Here is a 24,641-nt window from a genome sequence, read left to right as displayed (position 1 = left end):
AAAATATTAATTTTTAATAATTGTATTTTTGTTTGAAAATAGCTTGAATTATGAAAAAATATTTGTTTCTAGGAGTTTTTGGAGCACTTGTAATGGCTTGTGCTACAAACCCAATTACAGGTAAACAAAACTTAAATTTTGTTTCAAATAGCGAATTGTTTCCAACTTCATTCCAGCAATACAGCACTTTTTTGTCTGAGAATAAAGTGATAACAGGAACAGCAGATGCAAAAAGAGTAGAATTAGTGGGTTCTAAAATTAAAGCTGCTGCTGAAAAATATTTAACCTATTTAGGTCAGTCACAATATTTGAAGGATTATAGATGGGAATATAAATTAGTCGATAATAAAGAAGTAAATGCATGGTGTTTACCCGGAGGAAAAATTGTAGTATATTCTGGAATTCTGCCGGTTACGCAGGATGAATCTGGTTTAGCAACCGTAATGGGACACGAAGTATCACACGCATTGGCCAATCATGGAGCACAGAGAATGAGTGCTGCACAATTGCAGCAAATTGGAGGAGCAGTTTTAGATGCTGCAACAACTAATAAATCTGCCCAGACAAGAGAAATATTTTCTCAAGCTTATGGTATGGGAACCGAAGTAGGAGTAATGCTCCCATTTAGCAGAAGCAACGAAAGTGAAGCAGATAAAATTGGTTTAACATTAATGGCAATCGCAGGATATAATCCAGAAGATGCCGTAGCTTTCTGGAGCAGAATGTCGGCTAAATCTGGAGGATCAGGCACACCAGAGTTTATGAGCACACACCCTTCTGATGCTACAAGAATTGCTAATATTAAAGCTTTAATACCTGAGGCAAAAGCCATAGCCCTTAAAGTTGGTACTATAAAATAAAGATTACATACAAAAAGTATGATTTTAAAAGCCGTTCAATTTTGAATGGCTTTTTTTATTTAGTTGAAGTTCATAATTTAATAATGTACGAATTGAATAATTTCTATTTGTTTATCATAAAAAATAGATAAATTCGTAGCCTGTTAACAAAATCATTTCTATGAAAAACCTACAAAAAGGAGATAAGAAACTTTTAAATGCCTGGGCATTTTATGACTGGGCAAATTCAGTTTATACTTTAACAATTGCATCTGCAGTATTTCCAATCTTTTATGAAGCCTTATTCAGCGATCGCGATCATTATATAGATGTTTTTGGAATGCACCTTAAAAATTCAGCTTTAATAAGTTTTATAACCGCTTTTGCTTTTATGGTGGTTTCATTTATTTCGCCTTTATTGTCTGGTATTGCTGATTATGTTGGAAACAAGAAATCTTTCATGAAGTTTTTCTGCTATGTAGGTGCTTTATCTTGTATGGGATTATACTGGTTTGATTTAGGTAATATTTATGTTGGACTATTATTTTATTTTCTTGGACTTCTGGGCTATTGGGGAAGTTTAGTTTTCTACAACTCATACCTTCCGGATATTGCATTTGAAGAGCAGCAAGACAGAATTAGTGCAAAAGGATACTCTTTGGGTTATATTGGAAGTGTTATTTTATTGATAATCAATTTAGCAATGATAATGAAACCGGAAGTATTTAATATTACGGGAGATGGTGCAGCGATGAAAGCAATGCGTTATTCTTTTGTAATGGTAGGAGTTTGGTGGATTTTATTCAGCCAGTATACTTATTACTATTTACCAAAAGGGAGTAAAGAAACGGGGCAAAAACTAACAAGATCTGTTGTATTTAACGGCTTTAAAGAATTAAAAAAGGTTTGGGCGTTATTGAAACAGAATATTCCTTTAAAACGTTATTTAGGAGGTTTCTTTGTTTCCAGCATGGCTGTTCAGACTGTAATGCTGGTTGCTACTTATTTTGGTGCACAGGAAATACAATGGTCCTCTAAAGAAGAAAGCACTATTGGTTTAATTGTGTGTATTTTAATAATTCAATTGGTAGCCGTAGTTGGGGCAGTTCTAACTTCAAGAGCTTCAGAAAAATTTGGCAACGTTCCAACTTTAATATTCATTAATGCAATCTGGGCCGTATTTTGTGCTCTTGCATTTTTTATTACGCTGCCAATGCACTTTTATGTTATGGCAACAATTGCAGGATTCGTAATGGGAGGAATTCAGGCATTATCACGATCAACATATTCAAAACTATTACCGGAAACAGAAGACACAGCATCATTCTTTAGTTTTTATGATGTTGCAGAAAAAATAGGAATTGTAATTGGAATGTGTGTTTACGGAATTATCGATCAAATTACAGGAAGTCCGCGTGCAGCAATTGTAATTTTAGGGATATTCTTCGTTACAGCTATTTTCCTTTTAAGAAGAGTACATAAAAAAGACGTTTCAAACTAATCGAAACGTCTTTAGTAACAACCAATATCACGAATTACACGAAATTATTTGATTGATGATTTTTTTGTAATTCGTGATATTTTATTTAAATAATCAACCTTTATAAATTTTTCCAGAGCCTGAAACTTTTACATCACGTTTCTCTGGACTTCCTAAATATTTAATATTTCCAGAACCGGAAACTCTTCCTGTTAAACTTGTTTCACAGCTTACTACACTATTTCCAGAACCAGAAACTGTTACGTCTGCCGTTTTTGATTTTAAATTAGAAGCATTTACATTACCGGAACCTGATATTTTGCTGGTAAAAGAATCTGTTTTTCCTTTTAAAACAATATCGCCTGAACCGCTTAGAGTCAGATCAAAATTGTTAGAATCCACATCTAAATCAAAATTTCCTGATCCTGATAACTTAGCAGAAAAAGCATCGCTGTTAATTTTGTTTTTAGTCCTAACATCGCCTGAACCTGATAAAGTAACCGCTGAAATCTTTTCAAAAGGAACCGTTATTTCGATTTTTTTTCCAGAACTGGTACGAATTTGAGTTCCTTTTTCAACATAAACTTTTAATTCGTTTCCTTCAACTTTTACTTTAATTGCCTGAAGCAGATTTTCTTCTCCTTTGATAATAATTTTTCCTTCTTTTCCAGAAACTAAATCAACATCAAAGAAACCTGCAATTCTAACACCGTCATAATCTCCGGTTGTTCTGGTTTGCGTTACAACGTTTCCGTTTCCGTTTATTTTGGTTTGTGCATTAGACTTTGCTGTAATAAAACATGCACTTAGTGCTAAGAGTAAAATTGATTTTTTCATTGTTTTGATTTTTTAGATGATTAATTTTTTGCCAGTGAAATATTTCCATAAACCGAAGTAATATTGACTTTGTTTTGTCCTTTTTTCTTATAGAAACCACTTATTCTTTTGTTGTTGCTTTTTACTTCAGAAACTGAAATATCTAAAGAATTATCATGTTTGATATTGGTATATCTTCCGGAAATATCAAAATCGAAAGCATAATTAGCGGCATATCCAATAGAAACGTCAGTATATCCAGAATTGATGGTTACATTTCCTGCTTTTTCATTCATATTATCAATATTGATTTTGCTGTAATTGGTATCAAAAGATAAATTGCTCGATATTTCGCCTATATTAACCGTTAAATAATTTCCTGAACCGTTTAATGAGTTTATTTTTTGAAACTTAAATGTTCCGTAATTACAGTTGTATTTAATGTTTTGGCCATCATTCAAATTTACATCTGTGTAGTTTGCATCCAGATTTATATTTCCAGAATCATTAATTTTAAGACCAGAATACCTGGCGTCGATATTTCCAGATTGTATATAATCTATAGTAGAGTTTTGACAATAGGCAATTTCAACCTGATTGTTAGATCCGTTAAGTTTTCCAAGAGTGACTTTACCGTATTTACAGTTTATATCTGTTGAAGCTTCAGCGTTTGGAACAGAAATATTTCCGTACTTATTTACTAGTTTAATACCACCGTTTTTTGGAATTTTAATTATATAATTAATTTCAAAACTATTGTTGCTTCCTTTGCTTTTTAAACTCGAATTACCAATTGAAGTTACGGCTGTTACAAGGCTTTTTAGAGCCGTAATATTTACATCGATGCTGTTGAGTTTTTCGTTTACCCAGTTTTCATTGGGGCCGTTTACTTTAATTACAATATCCAGATCAATTTTATCTTCATCCCACGTATTGACAGTAATATTGCCGTATTTGTTGTCGATATCAATTCCGGCATTAGAATTTACTATGTATGTTTTTTTAATTGTTTTTTGTTTAGAGATGTAACTGTCATCGTTTGAGAATCCTAAAAAAGGAATCAAAAGCAATAAGATTAATATGTTATAATGTTTTTTCATGAGTTGTGTTTTTTAGATTTTCGTTTTCTTCAATTCGCTGTAATACGGTCTGTAAAAAAGAAATTCTAGTTTGCAGATTGCTTATCATAGCGTAAATAATTTGTTTGTTTTCTCCATTTTTTTGAACCTCTTTTAAGATTTTTTCATAATCGGCGTCAAAAACTTTCATTTGCTTTAAGGCGTCGTTTATGATTTGTTCATTTTCGGGAGAATTTTTTTCTTTTAATTTAACCAGCTCATTTTCAATCAAAATATTAAAGATAGAATCCGTACGTTTGGTTTCTTTTGAAGCAAATTTGAATTGCTTTGGCTTTTCATTATTATTGTAAAGCACCGATACCCCTAAAAGCAATGCAATCGTTGCGGCAATGGCCCAGCCGGCGTAATTCTTTTTTCTTGATGTTGTTTTGTTCAACTTGTTTAAGAAATCAATTTGATGATCCGGATTCATTTCATGAATATCCCATTGATTTTCAAACTTGTTAAATAATTGATCTAATTCGTTATTTTCCTTTTTCATATATCCAAAATTTATTTTTAGAAGTGTTGCTGTTATCTTTTTTATTGGCAGGTAATTAATCTGCTTTTAAGTAATGATTTCAATATCTTCTAATTTTTTTCGTAAACTTTCTTTAGCACGGCTTATAGTTGTTCTGCAGTTAGCATAACTAATATTTAATATTTCGCAAATTTCTTCCTGATCGTAGCCTTCTATGTAAAAAAGGTTTAAAACCATTCTGTAATTATCCTTTAAACCTGAAATAGTATCTAAAACTTGTTTCACTTTAAGAGAATTCAAATCGATGCTTTCAGATAAAATAGAATCGCTTTCTTCAATTTTATAAAGCGTTTTGTTTATGTCTTCCATCTGAAAAGCGTTGTTCTTTTTATAAAAATCAATACTAGAATTAATAATGATTCTTTTAAGCCATGCTCCAAAAGCGACTTCCTGTTTATAATCGTTAATTTTTGTAAAAGCTTTCAAAAAACCTTCCTGCATGACGTCTTGTGCAAAATGCTCGTCTTTTACAATCCTGTAAGCTACGTTATACATAGCCTTACAATAACGATTGTAAATTTCGAATTGAGCCTTTTGATTCTTGCTTTTACAAAGCGCGATTAATTCTTCGATATTTTGATTAGTTATACTCAAGTAATTTTTGCTGGTTTATTATAATGACTTTACTTTTTTTAAGATGTTACAGTTTGAATAAACTTTTTTTATTTTTTTTCTGCTTTTACGTCAAGCCGTAAGGAAAAACAAAATGATCGGTTTACTTTTGGTTAGAAATTTACCTACAATATACCATTAACAAATCTAAAACCATGAAAAAACTAAAAAGCCTAATGTTAATGACATTATTTGTGTCAACAACTTTATTTACATCATGTTCAAGTGATTCTGGAAGCGATGATACGGCACCAGAAAATTCTCAAGGAGATTATTGGCCGGCAGCAGTTGGTAATCAATGGGTTTTCAGCCAAAATGGAACCGAAACCTCAATGAAAATTGTCAGCTCACAAAAAGTAAACAACGATACTTATTTTAAATTCGACAAATTATTTGTGTCGTCTTCTAGTGAAGTTGCAGGTTCAGCATCAGCATCGATTAAAAAAGTGCAGGGAGATTACTTTATAAAACTAGATGATATTAATGTTAGTGCAAATGGTTTTTCTGGAAAAATAAGCGGGTATGAATTTATTTTCTTTAAGGATTATTTAGATGTAAATAAAACATGGACAGGAACTTATACGCAAGAAACCACATATACTGGCTTTGGAACTATTAAAACAACAACAAAATACACAGGTACAATTTTAGAAAAAGGAATAACTACTGTTGTAAAAAATGTTACTCATAAAGATGTTATTAGGTTTAAACTAAAACTTGAAACATCATTAGAAGGACAGAGTGCCGGTTCTACCGAAGCAGAATATTGGATTGCTAAAGGTGTAGGGGTTATTAAGTTTAATTATAATGATTCAGCTTCAGAACTAGCTTCTTACAAAATAAATTAAGAATATTTAAAATAAAGATTTTAAAAGCCGAAATTAACTTTCGGCTTTTTTTATACTATTAAAACAATTCAAAACTGCCGATTTTTGGATTTGGCATAATGATTGTCTATTTTTACGACCTAACCTGTAAATACAATGCCTGATAGAAATTAAGGCTTTTGATAATTTATTTACAGTTAGTTTTAAACTTTTAATGACAAAACGACTTATATATTATTATGTCAAATCATAAAATACTCACTATTGACAATCTGTCACTTCAAGAATTCGATTCAGAAGCAGAATTAATTCCATTATTAACTCCAGAGGACGAAGAGGAAATGAATAATGAAGAACTTCCTGTTTCTCTGCCAATTTTGCCTTTAAGAAATACTGTTTTATTTCCGGGAGTTGTAATTCCAATTTCTGCAGGAAGAGATAAATCGATAAAATTAATTAATGATGCCAACGCGGGCGGAAAAATTATTGGTGTAGTTTCTCAGATTAATGAAGAAGACGAAGATCCGTCAAAAGATGATATTCACAAAATAGGTACAGTAGCACGCATTTTGCGTGTTTTAAAAATGCCTGACGGAAACGTAACCGTTATTTTACAAGGTAAAAAACGCTTTGAAATAGACGAAGTAGTTTCTGAAGAACCATATATGACAGCTTCTATTAAAGAAGTATCAGAAGAACGTCCGGATGAAAATGACAGCGAGTTTACAGCAATTTTAGATTCTGTAAAAGAACTTGCAATCCAGATTATTAAAGAAAGTCCAAACATTCCGTCTGAAGCAACATTTGCAATTAAAAACATTGAAAGCCAGTCGTTTTTAATCAATTTTGTTTCTTCAAACATGAATTTATCTGTAAAAGAAAAACAAGGTCTTTTATCGATAAATGGTTTAAAAGAACGTGCTTTAGAAACATTGCGTTACATGAATGTTGAACTTCAAAAATTAGAATTGAAGAATGACATTCAGTCAAAAGTTCGTTTTGATTTAGATCAGCAGCAAAGAGAATATTTCCTTCATCAGCAAATGAAAACCATTCAGGAAGAATTGGGAGGCGTTTCGCAGGAAGAAGAAATGGACGAAATGGGGCAGAAAGCGAAAACCAAAAAATGGGACGAAAAAACGCAGAAACATTTCGAAAAAGAATTATCTAAAATGCGCCGTATGAATCCGCAGTCGCCAGATTTTGGAATTCAGCGCAACTATTTAGAGTTGTTTTTAGAATTGCCTTGGGGAGAATACTCAAAAGATAAATTCGATTTAAAACATGCTCAAAAGGTTTTAGATAAAGATCACTTTGGACTTGACGAAGTAAAGAAAAGAATGATTGAACATTTGGCAGTTTTAAAATTGCGAAATGATATGAAATCGCCAATTATATGTTTAACAGGGCCTCCAGGAGTTGGTAAAACGTCTATTGGCCGTTCTGTAGCAGAAGCTTTAGGACGTGAATATGTTCGTATTTCGTTAGGTGGTTTGCGTGACGAAGCAGAAATTCGCGGTCATAGAAAAACCTACATTGGCGCAATGCCCGGACGAATTATACAAAGTCTGAAAAAAGCAGGAACATCAAACCCGGTATTTATTCTGGATGAGATTGATAAATTATCAAGCGGGAACAGCGGCGATCCTTCATCTGCTTTGTTAGAAGTTTTAGATCCGGAGCAAAACAATGCTTTTTATGATAATTTCCTTGAAATGGGATACGATTTATCTAAAGTAATGTTTATTGCGACTTCAAATAATATGGCAGCAATTCAGCCGGCATTACGTGACAGAATGGAAGTCATCAAAATGTCAGGTTATACAATTGAAGAAAAAGTAGAAATTGCAAAAAGACACCTTTTTCCAAAACAATTAGAAGCTCATGGTTTAACTTCTAAAGATTTAACTATTGGTAAAAAACAATTAGAAAAAATCGTTGAAGGTTATACAAGAGAATCTGGAGTACGTAATTTAGAAACAAAAATTGCTCAGGTAATTCGTAATGCTGCAAAAGCAGTAGCGATGGAAGAGGAGTACAATAAAAAAGTTACTGACGAAGATATCGTAAAAGTATTAGGTGTACCGAGATTAGAGCGCGATAAATACGAAAATAACGATGTTGCCGGTGTTGTAACTGGTTTAGCATGGACGAGTGTAGGCGGAGATATTTTATTTATTGAATCATTAATTTCTGAAGGAAAAGGAGCGTTGACTATTACCGGAAACCTTGGAAATGTAATGAAAGAATCGGCTACAATTGCTCTTGAGTATATTAAAGCAAATGCTAAAAAACTTGGGCTGGCAATAGAATTGTTTCAAAAATACAATATTCACCTGCATGTTCCGGAAGGAGCAACTCCAAAAGACGGACCAAGTGCCGGTATTGCAATGCTTACTTCTTTAGTGTCATTATTAACACAAAAGAAAGTAAAGAAAAGCCTTGCTATGACAGGAGAAATTACGTTACGCGGAAAAGTTTTGCCTGTTGGCGGAATTAAAGAAAAAATTCTTGCAGCGAAAAGAGCAGGTATTAAAGAAATTATTCTTTGTCACGAAAATAAAAGCGACATAGATGAAATTAAAGAAGAATACTTAGAAGGTCTTACTTTTCATTATGTAAAAGAAATGAGCGAAGTTTTAACAATAGCTTTGACAGACCAAAATGTAAAAAACGCTAAGACATTAAAATAAACTTCTGTTAATTTTAAAACTATAAAAATCCAAATTCCAGTTGTTGTATTGGAGTTTGGATTTTTTTTATTGTATCTCATTTTTTGAGGTATATAATTTTATATTTGCATCTGCGTTATTTCCATATATAGGAACGCCCAAAACGAATGTTAAAACACTATGTTTTATTTTTAATGATACTAATATGTTCGGTTTCTTTCGGGCAGATTGGAGGGCGTTACACTTATCAATTTCTTAACCTGACAACCAATCCTCGTCAGGCCGCACTGGGCGGTAAAATAATTACCATTTATGATGAAGATGTCAATCAGGCTATGTCAAATCCAGCGGCCTTAAACGCAGATATGGACAATCATTTGGCGTTAAATTATGGAAATTATTACGGCGAAGCTTCTTACGGAACGGGTTCTTATGCTTATACTTACGATCGTCACTTGCAGACTTTTTATGCAGGAGTGAATTATATTAATTACGGATCTTTTGAAGGTTATGATGAAAACGGTCAAAGAACATCTGATTTTACAGGAAGTGAAGGTGCATTATCAGTTGGTTATGCTTATAATGTTCCTTTTACAGATCTGCATATAGGTGTAAATGGTAAATTGATAACCTCTACTCTGGAAAGTTATAATTCGATTGGCGGCGCCTTAGATTTAGGATTTTTATATATAGACGAAAGAAACGATATAAATTATGCGCTTGTATTTAGAAATATAGGCACACAATTTAAAACCTATTCTGGAATAAAAGAAAATCTGCCTTTTGAAATTACTGCCGGAATTTCTCAGGAATTAGAACATATTCCTCTTCGCTGGCATCTTACTTTAGAGAATTTACAGCAATGGAATATCGCTTTTTCAAATCCTGTGCGCGGCGAGACCAATATAGACGGAACAACAAATGCTGAAAAAGTTTCATTTGTAAATAATGCTTTGAGACATGTTGTATTTGGTGTCGAGCTTTTTCCGCAAAGAGCTTTTAATGTGCGTTTAGGATATAATTTTAGAAGAGGAGAAGAATTACGTGTTGAAGAACAGCGTAATTTTTCAGGAGTTTCACTAGGGTTTGGTTTACGAATGAATAAGTTAAAATTTAACTATTCGTATTCAAGATATACATTAGCAGCAAATACAAGTCTTTTTGGGTTGGTTTTAAACCTTCAATAACAACACTTTTCAATAATAATATATCCTTTTGTGATCGTATAATACGGCTGTAAAAGGATTTTTTAATGAATGCATTTTTGAGCAGTTCTGTATAAGAAAAAGTTTAATATTATTGAGTATTCGATTTAAAAAGAAAGATGGCTACATTTGCAATAGTTTTATTTTGTTTCCGCAAAAAAGAATGAATTAAGAATAAAAATTTAAAAATAAACAATTGAAAAAAATTACCATTGCTATTGACGGTTTTTCATCTACCGGAAAAAGTACATTAGCGAAACAGCTGGCAAAAGAACTGGAATATGTGTATGTAGATACTGGAGCTATGTATCGTGCAGTGGCTTATTTTGCCATGCAGAATAAGTTTATTGGAGCAGATTTTTTTAATAAAGAAGCCTTGATAGAAGCCTTGCCAAAAATTCAATTAGAGTTTAAATTTAATAGTGATTTAGGTTTTGCAGAAATGTACTTAAACGGCGAGAATGTTGAAAAACAAATTAGAACTATTGAAGTTTCGAATTTTGTAAGCAAAGTTGCCGAAGTTTCTCAAGTTCGTTCAAAATTAGTTGAACAGCAACAGGAAATGGGAACCAATAAAGCAATTGTTATGGACGGCCGTGATATTGGAACCGTAGTTTTTCCTAATGCCGAACTTAAAATTTTTATGACTGCCAGTGCAGAAACCCGAGCTCAAAGACGCTTTGATGAATTACAGCAAAAAGGCGATAATGTTTCTTATGAAGATGTTTTAAAAAATGTAGTAGAAAGAGATTACATCGATACGCACCGCGAAGATTCTCCTTTGGTAATTGCTGATGATGCTATTGAGATTGATAATTCTTACTTAAATAAAGAAGAGCAATTTGCTGCAGTTTTAGAATTAGTAAACGATGTTGTTAAAATAGATTAATTTTTTGTAGATATTATTTTTAATGGTAGTTTTACGACTTCATTTTTACTAAAAAGACAATTTCATTATATGGGAATTAAAAACAGGTTAATCTTTATGAGCTTTCTTCAATTTTTTGTTTGGGGAGCCTGGCTTATCACAATTGGAAATTATTGGTTTGGAACCAAAAATTGGGAAGGAACACAATTTGGTTTAGTATTTGGAACCATGGGAATTGCTTCTTTATTCATGCCTACATTAACCGGAATTATTGCCGACAGATGGGTTAACGCTGAAAAATTATATGGAATTTTACATATCGTTTACGCAGCAGTTTTATTTGGAATTGCACAAGTTGTAACTCCTGATAATTTTATTCTTGTAATGCTTTTGGCAATGTGCTGCTATATGCCTACAATTGCTTTAAGTAACTCTATTTCATACACTTCGCTAAAATTAAACAATAAAAATATCGTAAAAGATTTTCCGCCAATTCGTGTTTGGGGAACTATTGGTTTTATTGTAGCAATGTGGATTACGAATCTAAGCGGTAGTAAAGCAACTGAATATCAGTTTTATATAGCTGGAGTTGGTGCTTTAATTTTAGGAATTTACGCTTTTACATTACCAAAATGTGAGCCGCAGCGTTTGATAAAAGAAAATGCTTCGTGGATAGAAACTTTTGGTTTAGAATCGTTTAAATTATTTGCGAACTACAAAATGGCTTTGTTTTTTGTTTTCTCTATGTTTTTAGGAGGAGCTTTACAATTAACAAATGCTTATGGTGATGTATTTTTAGATGAATTTAAACATTTTCCAAAATATGCAGATTCTTTCGTAATTCAATATTCGACTATTATTATGTCGATTTCACAAGTCTCTGAAACGTTATTTATTTTGGCGATTCCATTTTTCTTAAGACGTTTTGGAATCAAACAAGTTATGCTTATCAGTATGCTGGCTTGGGTTTTACGTTTCGGATTATTTGCTTTTGGAGATCCTGTAAATGGTTTATGGATGATTATTCTTTCTTGTATTGTATACGGAATGGCATTTGATTTCTTTAATATTTCGGGTTCATTATTCGTAGAAAGTAATACAGATTCTAAAATTCGTTCTTCTGCACAAGGTTTATTTATGATGATGACCAATGGAGTAGGAGCAGTTTTAGGAAGTTTGACTTCTGGATGGGCAATCGATCGATTCTTTACAAAATCGTTTAATACTACCGTAGAATTGGCAGGTTTTTTACAAACAGATGCTTCTAACCAAAAAATGGCTGAATTTGTAAAAAGTCAGGGAAATTCAATTTCTGCTGATGGTGCTTTTTCAAACCCGGTTTTAATGAAAGACTGGCATACAATCTGGCTTTCGTTTGCAATTTATGCTTTAGTAATTGCAATTGCTTTTGCTGTTTTGTTTAAGCACAAACATGACCCAAAAGAGATAGAAAATTTAAGTCATTAATATTTTAGACCTATAAAAAATCCCGTTTTCGATTTATTGAAAACGGGATTTTTTTCTTTATGTGTATATTTGAAATAATATTCTTAATTTTTAATATGCAGTATCAGCAAAAAAAAATACTTCCGCCTTTTAGGCCTGTTAATTCAAAACCAATGTTTTTTTTAAATGCAGTTTTTGGTTTGTTTTGGGTATTCTTTGCGCTTTTCTTTTTAGGAGGAATCGTTTTTTTATCAATAAATTCTCGTGAAGAAACCGGACTGGATGAAAAAGGAACTTTGGCCTTATTCTGTGTCTTTTCTCTAATTATTCTAGCGATAATAGGATTGATGATATATTCTAGAAAAAAGATGTATACATCAATTATAATTGACGAAAAAGGAATTCGCTATTTGAATGCATTCAATAACAAAGTTAGAAAAGAAATTCGCTGGAGTAATTTTGCAAAAAGAGAAAAAGTCACCTATATATTAGAACCTCCAAAATTTGATGTTTCTTATATTCGACAATCAAAATCTTTTTTTGACCAGTTTTTCTGGCCGGTTTTAATAAATAATAAAATAGAAGTTCATAGTGAAATGTTTTTAGGTAAACATTTTTTTGCAATGCTCTATGCTAATCGATTAGAATTGATTAGAACTTTTTTACTTGGATTGGCGCATTACAGACCAGATATTACTGTAAATCCGGAAATTTTTAGTAATCATTATATTGATATGGAAAGTTATACAATTGATTATAATCAACGCAGAAAAATTGGAATTATAGCAGGATTAGTTTGCGCCTTGATTTTTACAATTATATATTTTTTGGTTTTCTAAACAGTAAACAGTTTTTTAGGATTACAATTTTTTCAATATTTTAGTGTTTTTTTAATGACTATGAACAGCCAAACAAAAAATCTTCCTCCATTTCATTCAGTAACTTCTAGTCCGTCTAAAATCAAAAATTATGGTTTAGGTTTTCTAATGTTGATTTCTTTTCTATTGGTTTTAGGGGTTTTCTTTTTTATTTTGTTTTTTCTGCCTTTTGAACAAAATATGATTTACATATGCATTTTATTGATTCTTCCAATAATTCTTCAAGTCATTTACTTAAGAAAAACGATGAAGCATACCACTACGATTATTGATAATCGCGGTATTCATTATGTAAATAGATTTAATCATAAAATTGAAAATACAATATCATGGAATAGTTTTGAAAAGAGCGACAATTTTAGAGGAAAAATAACAGGAATAAATTCCTCATCTGATTCAGATCTTTTACAATATGATGTTTTTGCAAAAATGGTAGGAAGCGGCAAATATAGTCACGAAGCGTTTTTCTGGTTCGTTTCGGAAAACGGAAATATAGAAGCTCACAAAGAAACATTTTCCGGGAATCATATTTTTAGTATGCTTTATTCAAACAAACTTGAATTAGTAAGAGGTTTGTTGTTAGGATTATCGCACTTTAGACCCGACTTAAGAATTCATCCTAAAGCTTTTAGTGTGTATTATATAAATCCTGATACTTTTGCCGTAGAATATGAAAAAAGAAAAGAAGATATTAATTCAGCTCTTTTTATAACGGCACTTGTTATTATAATTACAGTGTTTGTAATGCTTTTTGTTTTCTTTTAATATTAATACATGAGGCCCTCTGTAGTAGTTATGAAAGACAAAAGGATTTAATCTAGCCCCGATAGAGCGGATATCCTTTTATGGTAGGGTTCACCATAAAAGATAGGAGTGAAAGCGGGACTAAACGTTATTAAAGAGACAAAACATTCTGCTTCTTAAACAAATGATTGATAATCAATCTGAATTTATTTTGTAAGTCCAAATATTTGTAGTAATTTTGCAGACCTTTTGGCAGAGAAGAGTTTCCTTTAGGTATCAACCATTTATGTAAAACAACTTCTGTATTTTCTATCGCATGGAGAAACTCGAGAAAAGCAGAATACAAATTTTTTATCAGCATGTCTGAACAATTAAAATCACAAGAAGAGTTTTTAGCAAATTTTAACTGGCATAACTTCCAAGAAGGAATTGATGCAGTAGATGAGAAAAACTTACAAGAGTTTGAAGAACTAGTATCAAAAACTTTCATCGCTACAGATCAAGAAGAAGTAGTTGAAGGAGTTGTTGTTAGAATTACAGATAGAGACGTTATCGTTGATATCAATGCTAAATCTGAAGGTGTTATTTCTTTAAACGAATTCCGTTACAACCCAAACTTAAAAGTAGGTGACAAAGTAGAAGTATTAATCGACATCCGTGAGGATAAAACAGGTCAATTAGTATTATCTCACAGAAAAGCACGTACTATCAAATCTTGGGATAGAGTTATTGCAGCTAATGAAACTGGAGAAATCGTTAACGGTTTTGTTAAATGTAGAACTAAAGGAGGTATGATCGTTGACGTATTCGGTATCGAGGCGTTCTTACCAGGATCTCAAATTGACGTTAAGCCAATTAGAGACTACGATGTATATGTAAACAAAATGATGGAATTCAAAGTGGTAAAAATCAACCACGAATTCAAAAACGTAGTTGTATCTCATAAAGCGCTTATCGAGGCTGATATTGAAGTACAGAAAAAAGAGATCATCGGTCAATTACAAAAAGGACAAGTATTAGAAGGTGTTGTTAAAAACATTACTTCTTATGGTGTGTTCATTGACTTAGGTGGTGTTGACGGATTAATTCACATTACTGACCTTTCTTGGAGCAGAATTAACCACCCAAGTGAAGTTCTTGAATTAGACCAAAAATTAAACGTTGTAATCCTTGATTTCGATGATGAGAAAACAAGAATTCAATTAGGATTGAAACAATTAAACGCTCACCCATGGGATGCTTTAGATGCTAACTTAACTGTTGGTGATAAAGTTAAAGGTAAAGTAGTTGTAATCGCTGATTACGGTGCATTTATCGAAGTTGCTGAAGGTGTTGAAGGTTTAATCCACGTTTCTGAAATGTCATGGTCAACTCACTTACGTTCTGCTCAGGACTTCGTGAAAGTTGGAGATGTTGTTGAAGCAGTTATCTTAACTCTAGACAGAGAAGATCGTAAGATGTCATTAGGTATCAAACAATTGACTCAAGATCCATGGACTGACATTACTTCTAAATACCCAGTAGGTTCTAAACATACAGGTATCGTTAGAAACTTCACAAACTTTGGTATTTTCGTAGAATTAGAAGAAGGAATTGATGGATTAATCTACATCTCTGACTTATCTTGGACTAAGAAAATTAAACACCCATCTGAGTTTGTAAACGTTGGTGAAAAACTTGATGTTGTTGTATTAGAGTTAGATGTTGAAGGACGTAAATTATCTTTAGGTCACAAACAAACTACTGCTAATCCTTGGGATCAGTACGAAGATTCTTTCGCTGTAGGAACTATCCACAACGGTGAGATTTCTGAAATCGTTGACAAAGGAGCTACTGTAGAATTCGGAGATGATATCGTTGCTTTCATTCCTACTCGTCACCTTGAAAAAGAAGACGGAAAGAAATTGAAAAAAGGTGATACAGCTGATTTCAAAGTAATTGAATTCAACAAAGAATTCAAAAGAGTAGTTGCTTCTCACACTGCTATCTTCAGAGAAGAAGAAGAGAAAAACGTGAAAGCTGCTGCTGAAACTACTACATCTGCATCTACAAACGCGCCAGCTGCGACTTTAGGTGACAACAATGATGTATTAGCTGCTTTAAAAGCTAAAATGGAAAAAACTGAGAAAAAATAATTCTTAGATTTTTTATAAATAGAAAGTCCCACAGCAATGTGGGACTTTTTTTGTATTTTAGGTTTCAAGTTTGTTCCGTTTGTCAGTTCTAGCGGAGTCGAGAATCCTTTTGAAAATGATTTTTTTCTATTTTGAAGCTAATAGTTTTTCTTCTTCTGGAGTAAAATCATTTACGATAGCATAAGTGTCTATTTTTGTAATAGCCATTTCATCTAAAATATCTACTAAATTTTTAAAATTAGACTTTTTACTTGGCTTTATAATCACGATAGGTCCATTTTTAGGTTTTCCTACTGAAGCAGAGTATTCAATAATGTTTTTTCTTCTTTTTTCTAATTCTTTACGTATTCCATTTTTTCCAAATTCGATTGTTTTTGGAAGATATTCTGAATAACCAAATAATCCAGAATAGGTTATTATTTTATTATTATCATCAAGTATAATTGTAATTACGCGATTGTCGATGCCCATATGACAGCCGCCACGCCATCCACAAGTGTATGCATTATAATCCGGTAAGCTTAAATCCATAACCTTTGGTTTTCTCAATTCTCCAATAACCATAAAAAATATAATCAGCATAAATGAAACGCTGACCATTGCGGTTAAATCAACTCTAGAACTTAATTTTTTACTTCTGACTTTTTGTGGTAGATTTTTCATAACGGCAGTAATTTAAGTTTGCACTTATTCTGTTTTTAATTTGAAGCTAATAATTTTTCTTCTTCTGGAGTAAAATCATTTACGATAGCATAAGTGTCTATATTGGCAATTTTCATTTCATCCAAAATATCAACTAAATTGCCATAGTTTGAATTTTTGCTGGGTTTTATAATTACAATGACACCACTTTTGTATTTTCCCATCGCAGCCATATAGTTCTGTATTTCTTTTTTCTTAAGAAAAACTTCTTTTTGAATACCGTTTTTTCCAAACTCAATTTCTTTTGTTAAATGAGTAGGATATTCTAATAGACCTGAATATGTAATTATCTTGTCATTTTTATCTAATAAAATTGTATAAAGTCTTGTTGCATCAATACAGCCAGGATGACAATCGTCACAATCCTTGTCTGGTAAACCCAAATCCATAGCCTTATATTTAGACAATTCCCCAACAACCATAAAAAATATAATCAGCAAAAAAGAAACGCTGACCATTGCGGTTAAATCAACTCTTGAACTTAATTTTTTGCTTCTTATTTTTTTAGGTAGATTTTTCATAAAATAATGAATTTATTTACTAAAGTTAAAAATAAATTTAACATATCGACATGATCAAATTTAAAAATAATTAAAAAATAATTTGAGAGTTAAGTCTTTGTTTTACAGTGTTATTTGATGATCTTTTAATATTTATTAAACTTTTTTGAAAATTTAATAAAACCAAAACAACTTTATCCCCGTAAATGAGCTTATAACTTAAAAACATTTATTATGAAAACTAGAAAATTTTTAGCAGCGGCAGTTTTAGCTTTAGGATTTGCATTTACATCAAATGCTCAAAAATCAGTAATGGTTGGTGGAGCAGCTATGTACCCAAATAAAAATATAATTGAAAATGCGGTTAATTCTAAAGACCACACAACACTTGTTGCTGCTGTAAAAGCTGCCGGGTTAGTAGAAACACTTCAAGGTGCTGGGCCATTCACTGTTTTTGCTCCAACTAATGCTGCTTTTGATAAATTACCAAAAGGAACTGTAGAATCATTATTAAAACCTGAAAACAAAAAAACACTTCAAACTATCTTGACCTATCATGTTGTTGCAGGAAAAATGAACGCATCTGATATTGCAAAAGCAATAAAAGAAGGAAAAGGAAAAGCAACTCTAAAAACGGTTAGCGGCGGTACTCTTACAGCGTGGATGAAAGGAAAAGATTTATATATTACAGATGAAAATGGTAATAAATCTAAAGTAACAATTGCAGATGTGAATCAGTCAAATGGTGTTATTCATGTAGTTGATGCAGTATTATTACCAAAAAAATAATAAGATCTCCAAAACAGAATACCTATATTGAAAAAGTCCTGCTTATAAAGCAGGACTTTTTTATTTTTTGGCTGTTAAAGTACTTCCGGCAGAAGCAGTTACAACACAAACAACAGCTAAAATTTCATAAAAACTAAGACTTTCCTGCAGGAAAATAAAAGCACATATAGATGCTGCTGCTGGTTCTAAACTCATTAAAATACTAAAAGTACGCGGAGGAAGCTGTCCTAATGCTTTCATTTCTAAAGTAAACGGAATAGCACTGGATAAAAGAGCCAATGCGACACCCATTCCGAAAAGTTTTGGCGTAAGATTGGCTAATCCGTTTTCAATGAAACCAAAAGGCAATACTAAAATAGCAGCAAACAACATTCCGGTTGACACTGCATGACCATCGTTCATTATTTTTGAAATTTTTCCGCCTAAAACAATATAAGCTGCCCAAAATGCCCCGGCTAAAAGTGCGCATAAAATTCCCAAAGGATCTAAGCGGTCATTTGTCCAGGGTGCAATTAATAAAATACCAATTGCTGCCAATAAAACCCAGCAATAGTCGACTAAACGTTTTGAACCTGCAATGGCTAGCAGCAAAGGACCTACGAACTCTAAAGTAACGGCTAAGCCAATAGGAATTCTTTCGATAGCTAAATAAAAAATCAAATTCATTGCTCCTAAAGACAAACCGTACGGAATTACAATTTTCCATTGATCAGGCGTTATGGCTTTCAAATTAGGTCTGTAAGCCAGTAATAAAATCAGCGCCGAAACACCAATACGTATAGAAGCAGTTCCTGCTGCTCCAATTGCGGGAAAAAGTGTTTTAGCAATTGCAGCGCCGCACTGCACACTAATAATAGCTAATAATACGGCCGGAACAGGAGGGAGTTTAATTTCTTTATTTTTCATAAAAGGGAATACAGAAATATAGATGAGCCCATTTCTGTTAAACAAAAAGATATATTTGATTTAATTGCCTAAAGCTCGTTTGGTAACAAAGGCGCGATAACCAATTATCGCCATCTGCCATTTCTTTGCTTTTGAAATGTCCAGTCCTTGTTTGGTAAAACTAGGCAGCAGAATTTTATTTAATTTGGCTAAAAATTTATACATAGCAGATTTGTTTCTTCAAAGATATAAAAAAAGACTTTGCAGCTGGCAAAGTCTTTTTGGGGTTTAAGGAAGAACTCTTTTACGATTTCTTTTCTGTAATCTTTTTGATTTTATCCAGCATTTCTTTGGCGTTAGTATTGTCTGGATTTAATTCTAATGCTTTTTTATAGTTTTCTTTCGAAATTTCAAATTGATTGTTGTTAAAGAATCCTTCAGCCAGACTGTCAAATGCATTTCCTGATTTTGGATTTTCTTTTGTATTTATTTCAAATACTTTTATTGCATCATTAATTCTGCCGTAATTCATTAAAGTATAACCAATAGCATTTAAGCGAAATTCAAAATCCCATTCAGGATGAATTTTTTTTAAATTGAAATAGTTTTGAGTTGATTTATCAATATCAAGTTTTAAAAAATCCTGAGTTATTTTTTCATCTGCTAATAAATATTCATCCGTAAGACTTGGATCTGCGATTGAAGCCACATGATTAATCACCTGGCTGTGAATGTATAAATTAGAATATTTATGTCCGTTAGATAAAAATATGATAGTCAAATCATTATTGACGAACTTTCTAAAAGCTGTTTCGTTACCGCCGCTGAATCCGTAAGATAAAATTTTGTTCAAAGGTGTAATTTCCCATCCGTACCCAAAACGATCAGTTTGATTACCATATGAAAATGGTTTCCACATAGAATATTTGGTTTCCTTTTTTAGAAAAATATCATTATCCAGATTTTTATTCCATTTTATAAAATTCTGCAATGTAATATTCAGGCCATTAGATGAGTGAGCATCAAAACCGCTGTTTGTTGTACTCTTAGTGTATTTCTTCGTTTCAAAATTATAGTCAACATACCTAAAAGCGCTGTTAGGATGTGCTTCGCCAAAGTTTGATGAAAAATAAACACCAGATTGTATTGATGGAAATTGATTTTGTAAGATATAATCTTCAAAAGTCTGTCCCGTAATTTTTTCAATAATTTTAGCAAGAAACAAATAGTTAGTCTGATTGTAGCGATATTCATTTCCGGTTGCAAACTCCATTGGCTTTTTTGATAAAACCGCAAGTTTTTCAGAATATGGAATTGAAATAGAAATATCATTAAACTTAACGAAATCAGGCAGACCCGAAGAATGCGTCAGTAGATTTTTAATTTTTATATCCTGCCATTCTTTAGGAAGATTTTCTAAATATTTTGAAATAGGATCTTCTAAAGAAAGTTTTCCTTTGTCTATAAGCTGAAATACACCAACATTTGTGATTAGTTTGGTTGTAGAAAAAATTTTAAAAGCAGTGTTTTTATCCACTGCTTTATTATCTTCCAGAGAAGCTTTTCCAAAATACTTTTCATAAATGACTTTTCCGTTTTTTATTACGGCGAGTGCTACACCTGGAATTTCATTTACTTCAATTACTTCTTTTATGTAACTGTCTATTTTTTGTTCTGTTAATTTGTTATTTGTGTTCTGGCCGAAGCTGAAATTTAGAACAAACAGAAACAAGAAAACATTAAATATTTTTTTCATTTATGAAGTTTAGAAGTAAAAATTAAGATTTTCTGTTTTCTTTTTCCCATTCCTTCATATCCTTCTCATGTTGTTTCATGTCTTTGGCATGCTGTTTCATATCTTTTTCATGTTGTTTCATGTCCAATTCATATTGCTTCATGTCTTTTTCATACTGCTTCATGCTTTTTTCGTAATCTTTAGAATCTAGACCATATCTAATTTCTACATCTCTGCTGTATTTTTCCATGTCAAAATTGAATTTTTGCATAGCAACTTCATATTTAGCCATTTGTTTTTCGTAGATAGCTTCTCTTTCAGCCATAATAGCTTCAATTTGATCTCCGTATGCAGTAAGCTGTGGTTCAATAACCTTCATTTTTTTATCAAATTCAGCCATATCTTTTTCAAATTTACTCCAGGCAGCTTTATCATTAATGTTTTTTGGAGCAATTGGTGCTTTAGGCATTTTCGACATATCTACCGGAGAAGGCGGAATTAATCCTGCGGGAAAAGCTGGAGCCGCTGGTGCGATAGGAGCTATAGGAGCAATAGCATCGTCGTCATTCTCGTCAGCTGAATCATTAGTATCTCTTATTGCAACGTCTCTTTTAATTACGATAGGATGCTCAATTTGGTCTGCAGTAACTAAACTAACGCTTTTTGATCCATTTTCATCTGTATTAATTACAACAGAACAGTCTTTTAAGGCTTCTGTACTGTTCATTTCGATAATCTGTACTTTACCGTTATCTTTTACAACTCTGATCTTAATACTTGTAAGCTCATTATTTTTATTTCGTTTGATATTCGAAATTTCAAGATTAATGTTGTGATCGGTTTTTAGTTTTGCCGTCAAATCTTTAAGCTCTTGATCTGTAGTTGATTTTGTAATTTTTATAACTTCTGGATCTTGGTTTTTAGAAGTCAGCGCCGCTTTTTCGCGAAGTTCTTTTTTCTCTTGTGCGATTGTTTTAATTTGGAATGATAGTACAAATAATGCAAGTACAGGCAGTACAGCATAATATTTCCAGTAATTCCATTTTTTTGATTGATTTTTGTTTAACATGACAATTCGTTTTTTGATTAATGATTGATAAAAATGATTGGTGATTGCAACACAAGTTTCATGTGTTGTGATTTTTAAAAGTGTGTATTGGTATGCTTTTTTATCTGATATTTTTTTAGCGGCTTCACTGTCGGCGATGAACTCTAAGTTTTGAAGAATAGCTTTCTTGTACAACCAGATTATTGGGTTGAACCAGAATAAAATACAGAAGATTCTTGAAATTATTACATCAACAGTATGATGTTGATCGCTGTGCACTTTTTCATGTTCCAAAATACTTTCTAATTCTTTTTCGCTGTACATTGATGAGTTGTACACGATATAATCAAAATAGGAGAAAGGAGCAATGTTTTCATTTACATCTACAAATTTGAAATCGGCTTGCTGTTCTATTTTTCTGCCTTTTAAAACAGAATTTAAGCTGTAAAAATCGATCCCAAATTTTATCATAAATGCAGCAAATCCAATACCGTAAATTACCAGAGAAACCAGATTCCAGTTTATTTCAAAAGATTCTTTTTCGGCAGTTTGCGGATGAAAATTTGAAACATATTGAAAATTCGCTGCAGTTGTATACGAAGAAACAGAAACCGGAACCGGATCAATCCAGACAACTTTTGTATAAACTACTAAAGGCAGTACAACTGAAGTAACTAAACCGGCAAGTAAAAACCATCTGCTGCTATTAAAGAAAGTTTCTTTTCGAAGCAGAAAGAAATAAGCAAAGTAAAATAATGCGATTAAACTGCTCGATTTAACTATAAAAATAAAAAGTGCTTCCATAATGATTATTTTTCTTCTTTAGGGTTTTCGATCATAGCCAGAATTTCCCGCAATTCATCTGCCGAAATCTTTTCTTCTTTAGCAAAAAATGAAACCATATTTTTATACGAACTATTGAAATAATTATCAATTGCAGTATTCATATATTTTTTACTGTATGCCTCTAAGGTTACAATGGGATAATATTGATGTGTATTTCCGAAGGCATTATGCGAAACAAAACCTTTTTCTTCGAGATTACGCACAATTGTCGAAAGTGTGTTATAATGCGGCTGATCTTCGGTAATTTCTGCCTGAATCTCTTTTACAAAAGCTTTTTTGAGCTTCCATAAAATATGCATTATTTCTTCTTCTTTGTTGGTTAGTTTTTGCATTTGTTGGTTGTTAAAAGTTAAAGACTTTTATTTTCGGGTTTCAATTTCGATTACGCCATTGGCACCTTTTTCTCCATATTTATCCACTGCATTGGTTCCAGTGTAAACATTTACAGATTTAATGTCTTTTGAATTAATATCGTTATAGTCAAAACCGCTTGGCATTTCTTTTCCATCAACAACAATAAGTTTGTCAGTTTCATTGATGCTTACTTTTGTCCCGTTTGAATAAGAAGCTGTTGAACCTTTTGTAGTAGTAATTACTTTGGTGTCATTATCAGAATTTACTATTACAGTAGTGCTAGTATTTGTGTTAGTATTAGTGTTAGTTTTTGAACTAACATTAGAATTATTGCTTCCATTAGTTTCTGTTTTGGTTTGTAGTTTTTTGCTTATTGCGACTTTAGGTTCGCCGTCAGTTTTAGAATTTTTTATTTCGTCATAAGTCTGAATGCCTACGCTTTTGCTGTCATCTTTATTGGTAGTTACAATAACTGCAAAATCTTTAATAGGACTATTTTCTCCAGTTTGAATTGACTGTGCTGTCTGTTTTCCGTTTTTGATATTAACTTTAAGAGAAGTCAAATCACTGTTAGAATTTCTTTTTATTTCAGAAACTTCAAAATCTACATTGTGGAGTTTTTTCAGTTTCTCCTTAATTTCATTCAAATTTGCATCTGTTGAGTTTTTCTTGATTTTGTAAACATCTACAGACTTAATTTCTCCAGATACTTCCTTTACAGTCTGCTGTTTTTCTTTTGCGATTACTTCAATTTGAAATAATAAAACAAAAGCTGCAAGGGCAGGAATTACCGCATAGTACTTCCATGAATTTCTCTTTTTAGATTGATTTTTGTTTAACATAACTATTCGTTTTTTGATTAATGATTGAAAAAAATGATTGGTAATGGCAACACAATTTTCATGTGTTGTTATTTTTAAAAGTGTATACTGATACGCTTTTTTATCTTCTAATTTTTTAGCGGCTTCTTTGTCTGCAATAAATTCCAGATTTTGAATAATTGCTTTTCTATAAAGCCATATTATGGGATTGAACCAAAAAAGCATACAAAAAGCTCTGGAAATCAAAACATCTACAGTATGATTTTGATCGCTGTGTATTTTTTCGTGTTCAATAATATTTTCTAATTCTGATGCTGTGTACATTGATGAGTTGTACACTATATATTCAAAATAGGAGAAAGGCGCAATATTTTCGTTTGTATCAATAAATTTAAAATCAGCCTGCTGGTAAATCTTTTTTCCTTTTAAAACCGAGTTTAAACTGTAAAAATCAATGGCAAACTTTATTAAAAGCGATATAAATCCAATGCTGTAAGCAAAAAGAATCAAGTAAACCCAATTGATTGTAAATGATGTATTTGACGCAGTTTCAATTGAATTGGTTTGTGAAAAAGTTAAATCAGATATAGAAGCAGGATTTACCCATACTACTTTTGTGTACACAATAAGTGGTAATATTACTGAGGTAATTAAACCAAAAAGTAAAAACCATCTATTGCTGTTAAAAAATGTCTCTTTTCGAAGTAAAAAGTAGTAAGCACAATAAAACATAGTAATTAAACCTGCCGATTTTGCGATATAAATAAATAGTGCTTCCAT

23 protein-coding genes are annotated in these 24,641 nt (G+C 32.0%); 11 read left to right on the top strand and 12 right to left on the bottom strand.

Annotation, left to right across the window (positions count from 1 at the left end; translation table 11 throughout):
• Nucleotides 1-50: 50 nt before the first annotated feature.
• A complete protein-coding gene (locus PQ462_RS12345) occupies nucleotides 51-860 on the top strand; it encodes a M48 family metallopeptidase (protein WP_274250131.1) in 810 nt (269 codons plus the stop codon).
• Nucleotides 861-1,020: 160 nt separating this feature from the next.
• Entirely contained in the window at nucleotides 1,021-2,340 is a 1,320-nt protein-coding gene (locus PQ462_RS12340) for an MFS transporter (RefSeq protein WP_274250129.1), read from the top strand.
• Between the two features lie 93 nt (nucleotides 2,341-2,433).
• On the opposite strand, the gene PQ462_RS12335 is transcribed toward PQ462_RS12340, so the two are convergent.
• The 4 genes from PQ462_RS12335 to PQ462_RS12320 form a co-directional block, all read right to left on the bottom strand.
• A complete protein-coding gene (locus PQ462_RS12335; RefSeq protein WP_274250127.1) occupies nucleotides 2,434-3,156 on the bottom strand; it encodes a head GIN domain-containing protein in 723 nt (240 codons plus the stop codon).
• Nucleotides 3,157-3,176: 20 nt separating this feature from the next.
• On the bottom strand, nucleotides 3,177-4,235 hold the full coding sequence (locus PQ462_RS12330) for a hypothetical protein (RefSeq protein WP_274250125.1): 1,059 nt from the start codon (nucleotides 4,233-4,235) through the stop codon (nucleotides 3,177-3,179).
• Nucleotides 4,219-4,755 (bottom strand): anti-sigma factor, encoded by a 537-nt coding sequence (locus tag PQ462_RS12325; RefSeq protein ID WP_274250122.1) that lies wholly within the window; start codon nucleotides 4,753-4,755, stop codon nucleotides 4,219-4,221. Before PQ462_RS12325 ends, PQ462_RS12330 begins: the two co-directional genes overlap by 17 nt.
• Nucleotides 4,756-4,821: 66 nt before the next feature.
• A complete protein-coding gene (locus tag PQ462_RS12320; protein ID WP_149207189.1) occupies nucleotides 4,822-5,388 on the bottom strand; it encodes an RNA polymerase sigma factor in 567 nt (188 codons plus the stop codon).
• Between the two features lie 173 nt (nucleotides 5,389-5,561).
• Between PQ462_RS12320 and PQ462_RS12315 the strand changes: the two genes are divergently transcribed.
• The 8 genes from PQ462_RS12315 to rpsA all read left to right on the top strand — a co-directional run bounded on the left by PQ462_RS12315 (nucleotide 5,562) and on the right by rpsA (nucleotide 16,181).
• Nucleotides 5,562-6,254, top strand: coding sequence for a hypothetical protein (locus tag PQ462_RS12315; protein ID WP_274250120.1), 693 nt, complete (start codon nucleotides 5,562-5,564; stop codon nucleotides 6,252-6,254).
• Nucleotides 6,255-6,472: 218 nt separating this feature from the next.
• The gene (gene lon, locus PQ462_RS12310; protein ID WP_121361164.1) at nucleotides 6,473-8,926 is read left to right on the top strand and encodes an endopeptidase La; all 2,454 of its coding nucleotides are present in this window, start codon (nucleotides 6,473-6,475) and stop codon (nucleotides 8,924-8,926) included.
• A gap of 146 nt (nucleotides 8,927-9,072) precedes the next feature.
• Nucleotides 9,073-10,092, top strand: a complete 1,020-nt coding sequence (porQ, locus tag PQ462_RS12305) for a type IX secretion system protein PorQ (RefSeq protein ID WP_073411237.1) — start codon at nucleotides 9,073-9,075, stop codon at nucleotides 10,090-10,092.
• Nucleotides 10,093-10,306: 214 nt separating this feature from the next.
• Nucleotides 10,307-10,999: a (d)CMP kinase gene (gene cmk / locus PQ462_RS12300; RefSeq protein WP_149207192.1), complete on the top strand. Its 693-nt coding sequence runs from the start codon at nucleotides 10,307-10,309 to the stop codon at nucleotides 10,997-10,999.
• A gap of 69 nt (nucleotides 11,000-11,068) precedes the next feature.
• Nucleotides 11,069-12,445: a nucleoside permease gene (locus PQ462_RS12295; protein ID WP_012024818.1), complete on the top strand. Its 1,377-nt coding sequence runs from the start codon at nucleotides 11,069-11,071 to the stop codon at nucleotides 12,443-12,445.
• A gap of 152 nt (nucleotides 12,446-12,597) precedes the next feature.
• The gene (locus tag PQ462_RS12290; protein WP_274250109.1) at nucleotides 12,598-13,263 is read left to right on the top strand and encodes a hypothetical protein; all 666 of its coding nucleotides are present in this window, start codon (nucleotides 12,598-12,600) and stop codon (nucleotides 13,261-13,263) included.
• A 60-nt stretch (nucleotides 13,264-13,323) separates the two neighbouring features.
• Entirely contained in the window at nucleotides 13,324-14,067 is a 744-nt protein-coding gene (locus PQ462_RS12285) for a hypothetical protein (RefSeq protein ID WP_274250107.1), read from the top strand.
• Between the two features lie 338 nt (nucleotides 14,068-14,405).
• On the top strand, nucleotides 14,406-16,181 hold the full coding sequence (gene rpsA, locus PQ462_RS12280; RefSeq protein WP_274250105.1) for a 30S ribosomal protein S1: 1,776 nt from the start codon (nucleotides 14,406-14,408) through the stop codon (nucleotides 16,179-16,181).
• 126 nt (nucleotides 16,182-16,307) lie between these two features.
• On the opposite strand, the gene PQ462_RS12275 is transcribed toward rpsA, so the two are convergent.
• Nucleotides 16,308-16,844, bottom strand: a complete 537-nt coding sequence (locus PQ462_RS12275) for an ExbD/TolR family protein (RefSeq protein WP_274250103.1) — start codon at nucleotides 16,842-16,844, stop codon at nucleotides 16,308-16,310.
• A gap of 35 nt (nucleotides 16,845-16,879) precedes the next feature.
• Nucleotides 16,880-17,404, bottom strand: a complete 525-nt coding sequence (locus tag PQ462_RS12270; RefSeq protein ID WP_274250101.1) for an ExbD/TolR family protein — start codon at nucleotides 17,402-17,404, stop codon at nucleotides 16,880-16,882.
• 213 nt (nucleotides 17,405-17,617) lie between these two features.
• Here PQ462_RS12270 and PQ462_RS12265 point away from each other — a divergent pair, with 213 nt between their 5' ends.
• Nucleotides 17,618-18,172: a fasciclin domain-containing protein gene (locus tag PQ462_RS12265; RefSeq protein WP_274250099.1), complete on the top strand. Its 555-nt coding sequence runs from the start codon at nucleotides 17,618-17,620 to the stop codon at nucleotides 18,170-18,172.
• Between the two features lie 60 nt (nucleotides 18,173-18,232).
• Here PQ462_RS12265 and PQ462_RS12260 read toward each other — a convergent pair whose 3' ends face one another.
• From PQ462_RS12260 to PQ462_RS12235, 6 genes are all read right to left on the bottom strand, one after another.
• A complete protein-coding gene (locus tag PQ462_RS12260) occupies nucleotides 18,233-19,078 on the bottom strand; it encodes an EamA family transporter (RefSeq protein WP_274250098.1) in 846 nt (281 codons plus the stop codon).
• 60 nt (nucleotides 19,079-19,138) lie between these two features.
• The gene (locus PQ462_RS12255) at nucleotides 19,139-19,282 is read right to left on the bottom strand and encodes a hypothetical protein (protein ID WP_012024828.1); all 144 of its coding nucleotides are present in this window, start codon (nucleotides 19,280-19,282) and stop codon (nucleotides 19,139-19,141) included.
• Between the two features lie 79 nt (nucleotides 19,283-19,361).
• Complete coding sequence (locus tag PQ462_RS12250; RefSeq protein ID WP_274250094.1) at nucleotides 19,362-20,813, bottom strand: serine hydrolase; 1,452 nt, start codon at nucleotides 20,811-20,813, stop codon at nucleotides 19,362-19,364.
• A 22-nt stretch (nucleotides 20,814-20,835) separates the two neighbouring features.
• Nucleotides 20,836-22,644, bottom strand: a complete 1,809-nt coding sequence (locus PQ462_RS12245; RefSeq protein ID WP_274250092.1) for a M56 family metallopeptidase — start codon at nucleotides 22,642-22,644, stop codon at nucleotides 20,836-20,838.
• A 5-nt stretch (nucleotides 22,645-22,649) separates the two neighbouring features.
• Nucleotides 22,650-23,018 carry a BlaI/MecI/CopY family transcriptional regulator gene (locus PQ462_RS12240; RefSeq protein ID WP_073411215.1) on the bottom strand — a complete coding sequence of 123 codons (369 nt, stop codon included), beginning with the start codon at nucleotides 23,016-23,018 and terminating at the stop codon, nucleotides 22,650-22,652.
• A gap of 27 nt (nucleotides 23,019-23,045) precedes the next feature.
• Entirely contained in the window at nucleotides 23,046-24,641 is a 1,596-nt protein-coding gene (locus PQ462_RS12235; RefSeq protein ID WP_274250088.1) for a M56 family metallopeptidase, read from the bottom strand.

Source organism: Flavobacterium sp. KACC 22758 (assembly GCF_028736135.1).
Taxonomy (GTDB): domain Bacteria; phylum Bacteroidota; class Bacteroidia; order Flavobacteriales; family Flavobacteriaceae; genus Flavobacterium; species Flavobacterium johnsoniae.
The sequence above is the reverse complement of the archived record's forward strand: the minus strand, read 5'-3'. Positions and strand labels throughout refer to the sequence as shown.